Below are 13,412 nucleotides of genomic sequence, written 5' to 3'. Positions count from 1 at the left end.
TCCGGTGCCTCCCGTGGGTCCATCGAATAAGGAGTGGAGATATGGCTGCCGAGGAAAAGAACGTGCACACCGCGACGGTGATCGACAAGGAGCCCTACGCAACGGGTGGCTACTGGTCCAACCGGCCGGAGAACACGCTGCCGCCGCCGGACATGATGGGCGCCTACATGCGCAACCGCCCGGTGGCACCGGAGGGCGTGGCGACACGCAAGGCGTGGATCATCGGCACCGGCATCGCCGGCCTGGCCGCCGCGTTCTACCTCATCCGCGATGGGGGCATGCCCGCAGGCAACATCACCCTGATCGACAGCCTGGACATCGAAGGCGGCTCGCTCGATGGCGCCGGCGACCCCGAGCAGGGTTATCTCGTTCGCGGCGGGCGCGAAATGAACTGGAACTACGACAACTTCTGGGATCTGTTCCAGGATGTGCCGGCGCTGGAGCTGCCCGCCGGCTACAGCGTGCTCGACGAGTACCGGGCGGTGAACGACAACGACCCGAACTACTCCAAGGCCCGGCTGATGCACCAGCAGGGGAAGATCCAGGATTTCTCCACGTTCGGGCTGAGCAAGCCGCAGCAGTGGGAACTGGTCAAGCTCATGCTCAAGCGCAAGGAAGACCTCGACGATGTGACCATCGAGGACTACTTCAGCGGCGGCTTCCTGCAGAGCAATTTCTGGTTCTTCTGGCGCTCGATGTTCGCCTTCGAGAACTGGCAGAGTCTGCTGGAGATGAAGCTCTACATGCACCGGTTCCTGGATGCCATCGACGGATTGAACGATATGTCCGCGCTGGTGTTCCCGAAGTACAACCAGTACGAAAGCTTCGTCAAACCGCTGGTGAAGATGCTGCGCGAGCAGGGTGTGCAGGTCACCTTCGGCACCGGGGTATATGACCTGGACATGCGCGTGGAGGGGGAGACGCGTACCGTCATCGGCCTGCGCTGCCGCGTGGAGGGCAACGACACCCTGTTGCCGGTTGCGCAGGGCGATCTGGTGTTCGCGCTGACCGGCTCGATGACCGAGGGCACCGCCTACGGCGACATGGACACGGTGCCGGTGCTGAAGCGCCCCCGCGAAACACCCGGGCAGGACAGTGACTGGGCGCTGTGGCACAACCTCGCCGCGCAGTCGCCGATCTTCGGCAAGCCGGCGAAATTCCATGGCGATATCGACCGCTCGATGTGGGAGTCGGCCACGCTGACCTGCCGGCCCTCGCCGCTGGTGGACAAGATCAAGGCGCTCTCGGTCAACGACCCATACTCGGGCAGGACCGTGACCGGCGGTGTGATCACCTTCACCGACTCCAACTGGGTGCTGAGCTTCACCGTGAACCGCCAGCCGCACTTCGTCGATCAGCCCAAGGACGTGCTGGTGGTGTGGGTGTATGCGCTGCTGATGGACCAGAACGGCAACCACGTGGCCAAGCCGATGCCGGCCTGTACCGGCCGCGAGATCCTGGCCGAGCTGTGCTACCACCTGGGCATCGTCGACCAGCTTGACGAGATCGCTGCCAACACCAAGGTGCGCACCGCGCTGATGCCGTACATCACCGCGCAGTTCATGCCGCGCGCTGCCGGTGATCGCCCACACGTCGTGCCCAGGGGCTGCACCAACCTGGGCCTGCTCGGCCAGTTCGTGGAGACCCGCAACGATGTGGTGTTCACCATGGAAAGCTCGGTGCGTACCGCGCGCGTGGCGGTGTATACGCTGCTGGACCTGCCCAAGCAGGTGCCGGACCTGAGCCCGACCCAGTACGACATCCGCAACCTGGTCAAAGCCGCGCGTGCGCTCAACAACAACGAGCCCTTCCCCGGTGAGCGGCTGCTCCGGCGCGTGCTGGACAAGACCTACTTCGCGCACATCCTGCCGCCGCTGCCGGACACCGAACGCAGCCGTAGTGGTTTCGTCGAAGAGGAAGTGTCCTGGCTGGTCGGCAAGGGCAGCAGCGCGCTGAAGGATCTCTCCACGCGGCTGGAAACGCTGCGGGAGACTCTGTCCAAGCGCGGGAAGTAGGCCGGTTCCGGTGCCGCGGTGACCGGGGATCACCGCGGCCCCCTCTCCATGCGGAGGGGGATCGGCGATACTGCAGGCTGATCGCCTGCTGTGATGCACGGACCCGCCCCACATGCCTTTTGATGCGACACCGCCTGCGGCCGAACGCCAGGATGTCACCCGCCTGCTGCGCCGCTGGAGCGAGCAGCAGGACATCGCCGCCCGCGATCAGCTGCTTGCACTGCTGTATACGCAGCTGCGTGGCATGGCCGTGGCGCGCTTGGGCACGTCCCAGGATGGCGTGCTGCAGCCGACGGTGCTGGTGCACGAAGCACTGATGCGGATGATTGATGGCGAGGTCGGCTACCGCGACCGTGTCCACTTTCTTTCCCTGGCGGCCCTGAAGATGCGCAGCGTCCTGGTCGACCACGCGCGCGCGATGGCGGCCTCCAAACGCGGCGGTGGCGTGGTCAACCTGACCCTGTCCCATGTCGATCGGGAAGCCAGCACGGACCATGACGCCTTGGAGGTGTTGGCGCTCAATCGCGCGCTGGAAGCACTCGCCCGACTGGATGAACGTGCCGCCCGTACGGTGGAATGGATGTATTTCGGCGGGATGGGCCGCGAAGAGATCGCCCTGGCGCTGGATGTCTCGGTACCCACGGTCGATCGCGACCTGCGGTTCGCCAAGGCGTGGTTGAACCGCCACTTGGCCGGACCGGCCACGCGCGCATGAGTGAGGCCGGTCGCTGGCAGAGCGTGCGCGGGCTGTTCGACGCGGTCTGTGACCTGCCCGAGGCGCGTTGGCGTCCGGCCCTGCATGAGCTCTGTGACGACCCGGCCACGATCGACGAAACCCTGCAACTGCTGCGTGCGCAGACGGCAGACCTGGGCGGTATCGAGCAGGCGCTGGCGGCGGTGATGGCCGCGATGGACGATCCGGCCGCACTGGTCGGGCAGCGGCTGGGGCCGTGGCGGTTGAGCCGCCTGCTCGCCGTTGGCGGGATGGGCGTGGTGTTCCTGGCCGAGCGCGCCGATGCGCTGTACCGGCGCGAAGTGGCGATCAAGTTGATGCGCCGGGCCTACGATCCGCTGTTGGCCACCCGGCTGGCCAGTGAAAGCCAGATCCTGGCCGATCTGCAGCATCCGCATATCGCCCGGCTCTACGACGTTGGCGTGGCCGAGGGCGGGCAGCCTTTTCTGGTGATGGAATACGTACCGGGCGAGCCGCTGGACCGGGCCTGCGGCTCGCTGGACCTGGCCGCCCGCCTGCGGCTGTTCGTGCAGATCTGCCGCGCGGTGCAGGCCGCGCATTCGCAATCGGTGGTGCACTGCGACCTCAAGCCCGGCAATGTGCTGGTGCGGGCCGACGGCCAGCCGGTGTTGCTGGATTTCGGCATCGCGCATCTGCTGGGTGACGCCGAAGATACCGCGCCATTCCTTACTCCGGCCTATGCCAGCCCCGAGCGGCTGGCGGGGCGCCCGGCCAGCGTGGTGGGCGATGTCTACAGTCTTGGCGTGATGCTGGAGCAGCTGCTGCAGCCCACACCGCCACCGGTGCGCAGGGTGCCTGCCGACCTGCTGGCGGTGGCCACCAAGGCCCGTGCCACGGATCCGGCCGAACGTTATGCCTCCGCCGAAGCGCTGGCCGAGGATGTTGAACGGCATCTGGCCCATCGGCCGGTGCGTGCGCGGCGGCCAGGCCGCTGGCATCGCGCGCGCCTGCTGCTGCGGCGGCAATGGCGCGCCAGTGTGATCGTCGCGCTGGTGGCAGTGATGGTGCTGGCCTTCGTGCTGCGGCTGAGCGAGGCGCGCCACCAGGCCGAACAGAATGCGGCCGCCGCGGCAGGCATCGCCGATGTGCTGGTGGCCGCGTTCGACGCAGCCGATCCCGGCCTGCGCAACGGCACGCCGATGACCGCGCGCGAGGTTCTCGATCTGGGTGCACGCCGGCTCGCGCATGACCGTACCGTGTCGCCGGCGCTGCGCGCACGCATGCAGGCCGCGCTGGGGCGCGCCTACCAGAATCTTGGTCAACCCCTCGATGCGCAGACCCTGCTGCGCGACAGTGTCGATGGCCTGGTGCGCACCGGCGCCGCGCCGCACGAGATCGCCGACGCGCGCGCCAGCCTGGCTGTGCAGCTGCTCAGCGCGGGGCAGGAAAAGGAGGCGCTGGCCAGTGCCGGGCACGCACTGGCGCTGCTGGAGCAGGACGATGATCCGGTGGTACGACTGAAGGCCTTGAACGCCCGCGGCCTGGCCCAGGCGCGGCTGGAGCAGCCGACTGCCGCAGAGCAGTCCTTCCGCGCCGCACTGGCGTTGAGCCGGGGCGGCAACCGTGCACCGCTGCAGCGCGGCGCCCTGGCCACGATGGCCAACCTGGGCGATCTGTACCGCAGCCAGGGCGAGCTGGACAAGGCCGAAGCGATCCTGCGCCAGGCCATGGCCGAGGCATCCCGCGAACAGGGTGTGCAGGGGGCGGAGTACCAGCGGGTCCTCCGCGCGCTGTCCTCGACCCTGCTCAACCAGGGTCGTATCGATGAAGCGCTGGCACTGGCCGAGCGCGGCTTCGCGCTGACCCGGCAGATGTTCGGCGCAGGCAGCAGCTACACCGCCTCGGCGGAAGCCGCGCTGGCGGGCCAGTACCTGGACCTGGGCCGTTACCAAGCCGCAGATCAGCACTTTCGCAACAGCCTGCAGACCAGCGCCGCCGTCGATGGCGTGGACAGCCGCGCCTACGCGGTCAAGCAATACGCGCATGGGCTGATGGAGGAAGCGCGCGGCGACTATGCGCGGGCCGAGCGGAACTACCGCGCCGCGCTGGCGCGCTATCGGGCGCTGCTCGGGCCCGGGCACGCCGACACACTCGACGTGGAGATGGTGCTGGCCCGGTTGCTGTTGCGCACCGATCGCACGGCCGAGGCGCAGGCACCGCTGCAGCAGGTGGCCGCCCTGTGGCGACGCGAGCTGCCGCCCGAGTCGCCCCAGCTGCTGGTACTGCGCCTGGTCGAGATCGAATGGCTGACCCGTGCCGGGCAACTGGCCGAGGCCGCCCGTGCCCTTGCCGCATTCGGCCAGGACCATCCCGGCCTGCCACCGTGGCTGCAACTGCGCCTGCAGATGCAGCAGGCGCTGCTGGCCCAGCGCCGTGGCGATCCTGCGGCGGTACCGCTGTCGGCGCAACTCGTCGAGACGTTCACCGGCTTCTACGGCGCCGATTCCACCGCCACCGCCAAATGGCGCATCCCGCTGGCCGAGGCCATGTACGCCAACGGCGATGCCGCCGGGGCCCGCGCCCAGATCGCCCGGGCCCGGCCGCACCTGCAGGAACTGGCGCCGACGTCGGAGTTCCTCGGCCGCATCACCGTGCTGGAACAACGCCTCGACGGCGGCCATGCGCAGGATCTGGCCGGGACGCGATAGGTTTGTGATGGTTTTCACGGTTTATCGATCAGGGGGCCGATTCCGGGCCTCGTTGATCGAAGGGAAGCCATGTCAGACCATCTCCATCCCGATGCCAGCTGCACTGCCGCGCCTCCACCGGCAGCCCCGGCCGACGCCATGGACCTCCATGACGCCGAGCTGGACATCACGCAGGCACGCGGCCCGTTCCGTGCTTTCCGCAAGGCCTACGGCAAAGCGCGCGACTGGCATTGTTCGCGGGGGCGCGCCGCGGTGGTCGCGCTTCGCTTCGCCCTGACCGGCGACAGCGGCCGCTTCCGCAGCCACGGTGGCTGGATGGTCTCGCGCATCTACAAGCCGCGCTGACGCGGACGGGCTGACCGGCAGGCAACGCCCGGTCAGTCGCTCTCGCCCATCCTGCCTTCGGCCAGCGGCACCCGCGAGCCATCGAGCAGGCCGCGGCTCAGCGCGCCGTTCTCGATGAACAGCAGTTCGCCGTTCTCACCGTTCTTGATGCTGCTGTCGATGGCGATGATGCGGTCGCCGTGGAAGCTGCTGACATGCGGCATCGAGGTGTGGCCGACCACGATGCGGGTGAGATCGAGCTGTTTGAGCAGGGCCGCGACCTGGGCGGTGTCCATGCGGCCATCGAAGTAGCCGCGGTACCAGATCGGGCTGGTCTTGCCATCGAACAGGCGAGCGGTGTCCGGTGCAGCCTTGACCTGCTCCTTCGGCAGACCGACCGCCGCCTGGTAGCCGGCATTGGTGGCTTCCATGTTGCGCACCAGGTCCAGGTTCTCCGGGGCGATGCCGCCGTGCAGGAACAGGGTATCGCCGACGCGCAGCAGCACCGGGCGGGTGCGCAGCCACTGGCCGATGGTCGAATCCGGCCCATACAGCGCGGGATAGGAACGGCCCAGCAGCTGCGCGCTCTTGAGGTACTTCGGATTGACATAGCGCAGGTCGTTGTAGAGCACCATCGTCTCGTGATTGCCGAGCACGAAGTGCACCGCACCGCCGGCCGCTGCGGCCTGCTGCTGCAGGCTGTACAGCAGCCAGAACGCCTCGGTGACCTCCGGGCCGCGATCGAAGACATCCCCGGCCACCACCAGCGTGGCATCACCCAGCGACCAGCGGTCGTCGTTGTCGATCACGTGATGGGCCCGCAGCAGTTTCACCAGCAGGCCGTACTGGCCATGGATGTCCGACAGCGCGACGATCCGCGGCGTGGCCGGGAAGCGCGCGACCTCCGCCGTGCGCGGTGGCAGCACGCTCAGCGGGTGCGGATAGCCGCATTCGGGCGCGACCATCGTGGCCTGTTCGCCCGCCGGCAGCTCGCGGCGGATCACATGGTCCTTGCACACCCAGGCTGCCTCCAGCCCCGTGGCGGTACGGAACACATAGGGACCATCGGCATCGACGTGCTCGGCTGGCGCCGCCACCTCGCGTGCGGTGGCCAGCATCGGTGTAATCAGCAGCGCCGACTGGAGCAGCAGCAGCGCAGGGCGGGTCAGGGCGCGGCGGATCGACATCGGGAGGTTCCTGTAGCGGACGGCAGTATCGCGATGCTACGCCGCACCGGGCACGCCAGGCATGCGCCATTGGTCAGCCACCCTTGCCGCAACAGGCGGATGAGGGGGGGCGGCATCCGCCCCGGGGGATCACCCGCGCTGCAGGGCCTGCCGGCCCGGGGCGTCGGGCAGTGCGTCGGTAGCCACTACCACCTGGTCACGGCCCCGCTTCTTGGCCTGGTACATCGCTGCATCGGCGCGCGCCATCAGCCGCTCGTAATCGGGGTGGCCATCGTGTGCGGCCACGCCGATGCTGGTGGTCAACGACAAGCTGTGGCCGTTGGCCAGCTGCACCGGGCTCTGCGCGATGTGCTTGCGCAGGTTCTCGGCGATCACCTCGGCCTGCGCGGCAGTCGCGGCGACCAGCACCACCACGAACTCCTCCCCGCCATAGCGGAACAGGTAGTCGCTGCCGCGGGTGAGCTGGCCGAGCAGGGCGGCCACGTGCTGCAGGGCGCGGTCGCCCCCATCGTGTCCGTGCGCGTCGTTGATCGCCTTGAAGTGATCCAGATCCAGCAGCAACACCGAGAACGGTGTCTGCGTGGAATTGGCCAGTTCGATCTCCCGGCGCAGCACGGTTGGCAGGAAGCGGCGGTTGAGCAGATTGGTCAGGGCATCGCTGCCGGCATCGAGCTCACCGATCCGTTCGAACAACATGCCCATCAGCGTGCGGATCTGCGCCAGCCGCTCGCGGATCCCCTGCAATGCGCCGAAGCGCGCCGCGAAATCAGCATGCGCCAAGGCTTCCTGCAGCTGTGTATCGACCGCGGCCACCAGCGCGCCGACCTGGCCGGTTTCGCTGCTTTCGCCGAAGCTGGGAATGCCCTTGTGGGTAAACCACAGGCCGAACTCGGACTGGGCCAGCCCGGTGAGCTCGGCCTCGGCATTCTGGCTGGCCATCGCATAGAGCAGGGCGTTTTCCCAATCCAGCAGCAGGGCACGCTGCCGTTCGCGCTCGGTGCTGACGTTCTGCACCAGCGAGAACAGGCGGTAAGCCGCATCCGTTCGCGAGGAACGCTCGCGTGCATGCGTATACGCCAGCGTCATGCCTTCCAGCGCGATGTCCATCGAGGCGCTGAGGCAGTGGATCGCCGCGAAGGCGGTCGCACTTTCGTCGGCCTGCGCGATGATGCGGTCGAACAGGCGATGCTTGAGTACACGCGCACCGCGGGCCACCAGATCCACCGGAATGCCCACGCGGGCATGCACGTCACCGATCACGCGCTGGGCGGCGACCAGCGCGTTGATGCTGTCCGGGGTAGCGGTGAGAATCTGCTGCAGCCAGCGCTGCATCGCCGGTTTCAGGCGCAGCCGCACCTGGTCGTGCGAGAGGAAGCGGCTGGCGCGCGGGTCTTCGAGCAGCACGTCGTAGAAATGGTGGGCCAGCCCGGGCGGGCTCTCCGCCGACAGGCCAGCCAGCAGTGTCGCCGCCGCCGCCGGCGTCCGCGCCAGCGTATCGGCCCAGGCCAGCGCCAGCGGTTGGCTGGCCTCATCAAGATTTGGAACGTTATGCACGATTGTCTTCCCGCCACACAGGCCGTCGAGAGGTAGCGGCCGAGCGCTGTTGTTATTGAATTGCAAACTGAACGCTGCGGTAAGTGTAATAGTCTCCGCGCGAGGCGCTGCTTAACCTGCCGGCATTGTCCAGGAGAGCTTTCATGGGTCACGACCACGACCATCTGCCCAGCGAGATCCGCCACGAGAAGCCGCTGTGGTGGGCGCTGGGCCTGACCACCACCTTCCTGCTGGTGGAGGTGGCCGGCGCGTTCTGGACCAACAGCCTGGCCCTGCTGTCCGATGCCGCGCACATGGCCACCGACACCCTCGCGCTGATGATCGCGCTGGTCGCGGTCCGGCTCAGCCGACGCCCGCCCGATGCCAAGCGCACCTATGGCTATGCGCGGCTGGAGGCCATCGGCGCGATGATCAACGGCGGCATGCTGTTCGTGGTCGCTGGCTACATTCTCTGGGAGGCGGTGCAGCGTTTCCGCGCGCCGCAGGAGATCGCCTCCACCGGCATGCTGGTGATCGCGGTGTTCGGGCTGGTCATCAACCTGATTTCGATGCGCCTGCTGCGTGCTGGCAGCGGCGAGAGCCTCAACGTCAAGGGGGCCTACCTGGAAGTCTGGGCGGACATGCTGGGCTCGGTCGCGGTGATTCTCGGCGCGCTGCTCATCCGCTGGACCGGCTGGAAACCGATCGATCCGATCCTGGCCGTGCTGATCGGCCTGTGGGTGCTGCCGCGCACCTGGGTGTTGATGCGCGAGGCGATCAACGTGCTGCTCGAAGGCGTGCCCAAGGGCATGGATGTCGCTGAGGTGCGCAGCACCCTGTGTACGCACGATGGGGTGGTGGATGTGCACGACCTGCACGTCTGGGCGCTGGCCTCCAGTACCCCGGCACTGACCGCGCATGTGGTGATGGGGGCCGGTGTGGATGCGGACCGTCTGCGCCGCGAGCTGGGCACCCGGCTGCACGAGCAGCACGGCATCGACCACGTGACCCTGCAGATCGAGACGGACCACTGCGGCGACCCCTGCAGCGTCGGCACCCCGCGTGACCCGCATGCCGATGACCATGCCGGGCATGACCACGCCACGCACGATCATGCCGGCCATGCACACGGCAGCCACGCACACGGCGGCAACGACAGCCGCCGCGCCGCATCGGACGCGCAGGGCCACCACGGGCATCCGCATCCCTGAGCGCCACGGGCGGCCCGACGGCGGACGGGCAGGGCAGGGTTGCCGCTACAATGCGGGTCTGCCTTGCCATCTGTCGGAGATACTGCAGTGACCCGGAAACTCGTACTGTTGCGCCACGGCCAGAGCCAGTGGAACCTGGACAACCGCTTCACCGGCTGGGTGGACGTGGAACTGACTGAACAGGGCCGCCGCGAGGCAGCCGCCGCCGGCCGCCTGATGCGTGAAGAAGGCCTGCAGTTCGATGTCGCGCACACCTCGGTGCTCAAGCGCGCCATCCACACCCTGCAGGGCGCCCTGGCCGAGCTGGACCAGGACTGGCTGCCGGTCAGCAAGAGCTGGCGCTTGAACGAGCGCCATTACGGCGGCCTGCAGGGCCTGGACAAGGCCGAGACTGCGGCCAAGCACGGCGAGGACCAGGTCAAGATCTGGCGCCGTTCCTATGACATCCCGCCGCCGGCGATGGACATCGAAGACCCGGGTCACCCGATCCATGACCGTCGTTATGCCGGCCTGGACCGCAATGCGCTGCCCGGCACCGAATCGCTGGCCACCACGCTGGACCGCGTGCTGCCGTACTGGTTCGATTCCATCGCCCCGCAGCTGAAGGATGGCAAGACCGTACTGGTCACGGCCCACGGCAATTCGCTACGCGCGCTGTACAAGTACCTCAACAACGTCTCGCAGGAAGCCATCCTGGAGCTCAACATCCCGACCGGCATCCCGCTGCTGTTCGAACTCAACGACGACCTGACCGTGCAGTCGTTCCGCTACCTGGGCGACCCGGAAGCGGCGCGCAAGGCGGCTGAGGCCGTGGCGAACCAGGGCAAGGCGAAATAACAACGAAAGGCCGGCGCAAGCCGGCCTTTCTTTACCCCCCCGGGTAGGGCCACCCCATGGGGGGCTGCACGCGACGCCGGCTTCCTGCAGCCACCCATGGGGTGGCTCTACCGCTGCGCGATGGTGTGACCTTTGGCCGGTCCGTCCCGGCCCCTCCCGCGCTACGCTGCCCGATTGCCCGTGATCCGGGCGATGCATCCATCTGTAGCCGGAGAGTCGAATGAAGTTTTTCAAGCTGGTCCCGCTGGGCCTGACCGCCGCCATCGCCGTGTCGCTGGCGTCCTGTGGCAAGACCGATACCGCGCCTGCCGCCCCTGCCGATGCCAAGCCGGCATTCGATCAGTCGCAGATCAAGACCGCGCTGATCTCGCTCAACAATGCCGATCTGGACACCGCCATCGCCGCCTGTACCGACCTCAACGGGTTCGTGAACAGCAAGTGGCTCAAGGCCAACCCGGTCCCGAACGACCAGACCACCTGGGGCAGCTTCGAAATCCTGCGCGAGCGCTCGCTGGAAGTGCAGCACGCGCTGGTCCAGCAGGCCGCCGCCAGCCAGGCCAAGGCCGGCACGGTGGAAGCCAAGATCGGCGACATCTGGAAGACCGGTTCGGACGAAGCCAAGATCGAGGCCGCCGGCATCACCCCGTTGCAGCCGCAGCTGGACAAGATCGCCGCGCTGAACGACACCGCCGCCATCACCCAGTACCTGCGCGACAGCCAGGCGGTGGGCCAGGGCGTGCTGTTCTCGCTGTTCGCCAACGCCGATTACAAGGACTCGGCCAACGTCATCGCCTATGTCGGCCAGGGCGGCCTCGGCCTGCCGGAGAAGGGCTATTACTTCGACGATTCGCAGGCCAAGATCCGCGATGCGTACGTTGCCTACATCGCCCAGGTGCTGACCCTGTCCGGCGTCGATGCCGAGCAGGCCAAGACCCAGGCCAAGGCCGTGATGGACTTCGAGACGCGCCTGGCCAAGGCCTCGATGTCGCGCATCGAAATGCGTGACCCCGCCAAGCGCTACAACCCGGTCAGCGCCGCGGACGCAGACAAGCTCACCCCGAACTTCAGCTGGACCGCGCTGTTCGACACCCTGAAGGTGCCGGCCGCGCAGAAGTTCTCGATGGCCCAGCCGGGCTTCTTCGGTGAAGTGGACAAGATGCTGGCCGACGTGCCGGCGGCCACCTGGCAGGCCTACCTGCGCTTCCACACCATCGATGACGCTGCGCCGTACCTGAGCAGCGCCTTCGAAAAGGCCAACTTCGATTTCTACAGCACCACCCTGCGTGGCCAGAAGGAAATGCAGCCGCGCTGGAAGCGCGTGCTGGAGTCGGTCAACGGCGCCATCGGCGAAGGCCTGGGCCAGATGTATGTCGACGCCGTGTTCCCGGCCGACTCCAAGGTGCAGATGCAGCACCTGGTGGAGAACCTCTCGGTGGCGCTGAAGGCGCGCTTGGAGAAGCTGGAGTGGATGAGCGAAGACACCCGCAAGAAGGCGCTGGAGAAGTGGGCCAGCTTCACCCCGAAGATCGGCTACCCGGACAAGTGGCGTGACTGGTCGGGCCTGGAAACCAACGGCGACAGCTACCTGGGCAACATGCAGGCCGCGCGCACGTTCAACTACCGCTACATGCTCAACAAGATCGGCAAGCCGGTGGACAAGACCGAGTGGGGCATGACCCCGCAGACCGTCAACGCCTACTACAACGCCACCAAGAACGAGATCGTGTTCCCGGCGGCGATCCTGCAGGCGCCGTTCTTCGACGCCAAGGCCGATCCGGCGCTGAACTACGGCGGCATCGGTGCGGTCATCGGCCACGAGATGATGCACGGCTACGACGATTCGGGCAGCCAGTTCGCCGCCAACGGCAACTTCGACAACTGGTGGACCGACAGCGACCGTGCCGCCTTCACCCAGCGCACCGACCAGCTGGTGGCGCAGTTCGACGGCTATGAGTCGCTGCCGGGCGTGAACGTGAAGGGCAAGCTGACCCTGGGCGAGAACATCGGCGACCTGGGTGGCCTGACCGTGGCGTACGACGCGCTGCAGATGGCGCTGAAGGAAGACCCGAAGGCCAACGTCGAGGTCGACGGCTATTCGCAGGACCAGCGCTTCTTCATGAACTGGGCCACCGTGTGGCGCCGCAACTTCAATGAAGGCGAGCTGCGCGTGCGCCTGAACACCGACCCGCACGCCCCGGCCAACTTCCGCGCCAACGGTGCGCCGTCGAACATGCCGGCGTACGCGCAGGCGTTCGAGTGCAAGGCCGGCGATGCGATGGTGCGGGCCGACGACAAGCGCGTTGTGATCTGGTAAGCGCACCGGATTGACTGAAACGAAAAACCCGGCGAAAGCCGGGTTTTTTTCGCCTTCCAATGGCTGCCGGTCCTGACCTATCGAAGGTGGTTAGGAATCGATGCAATCATCATTGCTGCTTGCTGCCTTTTTTCAGGATTTCTTTCGAGAAACCCGCGGAGATAGGTCGCGATACTGCTCCTGTCGTGATGCTGATTCAGCAACTCTCCATAAAGTTGAAGATCCGGGCGAGAGTTCATGATGCGATACGTGATGACATCGAGCCAATCCGGGGCACGGTTTGCAAGCGTGCTGTTTGAATCGAGAACAGCCGAAAGGTAGCAATGCGCATCGAACGATTCCGCCAGTCCAATCAGGTCCTTCATCAAATCAATGTGCTCGGAATCGTCATCGAGTGCAAGAAGTATGCGTGGAAGGAAGGTGGCATCTTTCCTTGTCGCTGCGTCCTGCAACAGGAGGTACTCCTGATTGATATCGCTCTGTTCGCTCAGTGATTGCATGGTAGAAGACCGCCCCACGATTGGCCGCAGGTCGAGCATGGCGCGACCGTGCATTCAGATCAATCGAATCCGGCGGGAAGTGCCGTTCG

10 protein-coding genes are annotated in these 13,412 nt (G+C 66.8%); 7 read left to right on the top strand and 3 right to left on the bottom strand.

Annotated elements, in window-relative coordinates; genetic code table 11:
* Positions 1-41 precede the first annotated feature (41 nt).
* The 4 genes from POS15_RS11220 (at position 42) to POS15_RS11205 (ending at position 5,762) form a co-directional block, all read left to right on the top strand.
* The gene (locus tag POS15_RS11220; RefSeq protein WP_284128177.1) at positions 42-2,015 is read left to right on the top strand and encodes an oleate hydratase; all 1,974 of its coding nucleotides are present in this window, start codon (positions 42-44) and stop codon (positions 2,013-2,015) included.
* A gap of 112 nt (positions 2,016-2,127) precedes the next feature.
* Positions 2,128-2,730 carry an ECF-type sigma factor gene (locus POS15_RS11215; RefSeq protein WP_102789156.1) on the top strand — a complete coding sequence of 201 codons (603 nt, stop codon included), beginning with the start codon at positions 2,128-2,130 and terminating at the stop codon, positions 2,728-2,730.
* Positions 2,727-5,417: a serine/threonine-protein kinase gene (locus POS15_RS11210; RefSeq protein WP_284128176.1), complete on the top strand. Its 2,691-nt coding sequence runs from the start codon at positions 2,727-2,729 to the stop codon at positions 5,415-5,417. The genes POS15_RS11215 and POS15_RS11210 overlap by 4 nt, the downstream gene beginning before the upstream one ends.
* Before the next feature lie 69 nt (positions 5,418-5,486).
* Positions 5,487-5,762 carry a hypothetical protein gene (locus POS15_RS11205; protein ID WP_157267092.1) on the top strand — a complete coding sequence of 92 codons (276 nt, stop codon included), beginning with the start codon at positions 5,487-5,489 and terminating at the stop codon, positions 5,760-5,762.
* A 32-nt stretch (positions 5,763-5,794) separates the two neighbouring features.
* On the opposite strand, the gene POS15_RS11200 is transcribed toward POS15_RS11205, so the two are convergent.
* On the bottom strand, positions 5,795-6,928 hold the full coding sequence (locus tag POS15_RS11200; RefSeq protein ID WP_284128175.1) for a metallophosphoesterase: 1,134 nt from the start codon (positions 6,926-6,928) through the stop codon (positions 5,795-5,797).
* Between the two features lie 129 nt (positions 6,929-7,057).
* Positions 7,058-8,482 (bottom strand): diguanylate cyclase, encoded by a 1,425-nt coding sequence (locus POS15_RS11195; RefSeq protein WP_266084853.1) that lies wholly within the window; start codon positions 8,480-8,482, stop codon positions 7,058-7,060.
* A 143-nt stretch (positions 8,483-8,625) separates the two neighbouring features.
* On the opposite strand from POS15_RS11195, the gene POS15_RS11190 reads away from it, so the two are divergent.
* The 3 genes from POS15_RS11190 to POS15_RS11180 all read left to right on the top strand — a co-directional run bounded on the left by POS15_RS11190 (position 8,626) and on the right by POS15_RS11180 (position 12,823).
* A complete protein-coding gene (locus POS15_RS11190) occupies positions 8,626-9,672 on the top strand; it encodes a cation diffusion facilitator family transporter (RefSeq protein WP_284128174.1) in 1,047 nt (348 codons plus the stop codon).
* Positions 9,673-9,759: 87 nt separating this feature from the next.
* The gene (gpmA, locus tag POS15_RS11185; RefSeq protein ID WP_070426899.1) at positions 9,760-10,509 is read left to right on the top strand and encodes a 2,3-diphosphoglycerate-dependent phosphoglycerate mutase; all 750 of its coding nucleotides are present in this window, start codon (positions 9,760-9,762) and stop codon (positions 10,507-10,509) included.
* Positions 10,510-10,729: 220 nt separating this feature from the next.
* Positions 10,730-12,823 (top strand): M13 family metallopeptidase, encoded by a 2,094-nt coding sequence (locus tag POS15_RS11180; protein WP_019184461.1) that lies wholly within the window; start codon positions 10,730-10,732, stop codon positions 12,821-12,823.
* Between the two features lie 77 nt (positions 12,824-12,900).
* Here POS15_RS11180 and POS15_RS11175 read toward each other — a convergent pair whose 3' ends face one another.
* Entirely contained in the window at positions 12,901-13,377 is a 477-nt protein-coding gene (locus POS15_RS11175) for an Imm30 family immunity protein (RefSeq protein ID WP_284128173.1), read from the bottom strand.
* Positions 13,378-13,412 lie beyond the last annotated feature (35 nt).

It is taken from the genome of Stenotrophomonas sp. BIO128-Bstrain (assembly GCF_030128875.1).
Lineage (GTDB): Bacteria > Pseudomonadota > Gammaproteobacteria > Xanthomonadales > Xanthomonadaceae > Stenotrophomonas > Stenotrophomonas bentonitica_A.
The sequence above is the reverse complement of the archived record's forward strand: the minus strand, read 5'-3'. Positions and strand labels throughout refer to the sequence as shown.

Bases quoted from the DNA above. Each gene is read 5' to 3' on its own strand.
- POS15_RS11220 (WP_284128177.1), top strand. From the start codon at position 42: ATGGCTGCCGAGGAAAAGAACGTGCACACCGCGACGGTGATCGACAAG.
- POS15_RS11215 (WP_102789156.1), top strand. From the start codon at position 2,128: ATGCCTTTTGATGCGACACCGCCTGCGGCCGAACGCCAGGATGTCACC.
- POS15_RS11210 (WP_284128176.1), top strand. From the start codon at position 2,727: ATGAGTGAGGCCGGTCGCTGGCAGAGCGTGCGCGGGCTGTTCGACGCG.
- POS15_RS11205 (WP_157267092.1), top strand. From the start codon at position 5,487: ATGTCAGACCATCTCCATCCCGATGCCAGCTGCACTGCCGCGCCTCCA.
- POS15_RS11200 (WP_284128175.1), bottom strand. From the start codon at position 6,928: ATGTCGATCCGCCGCGCCCTGACCCGCCCTGCGCTGCTGCTGCTCCAG.
- POS15_RS11190 (WP_284128174.1), top strand. From the start codon at position 8,626: ATGGGTCACGACCACGACCATCTGCCCAGCGAGATCCGCCACGAGAAG.
- POS15_RS11180 (WP_019184461.1), top strand. From the start codon at position 10,730: ATGAAGTTTTTCAAGCTGGTCCCGCTGGGCCTGACCGCCGCCATCGCC.
- POS15_RS11175 (WP_284128173.1), bottom strand. From the start codon at position 13,377: ATGCACGGTCGCGCCATGCTCGACCTGCGGCCAATCGTGGGGCGGTCT.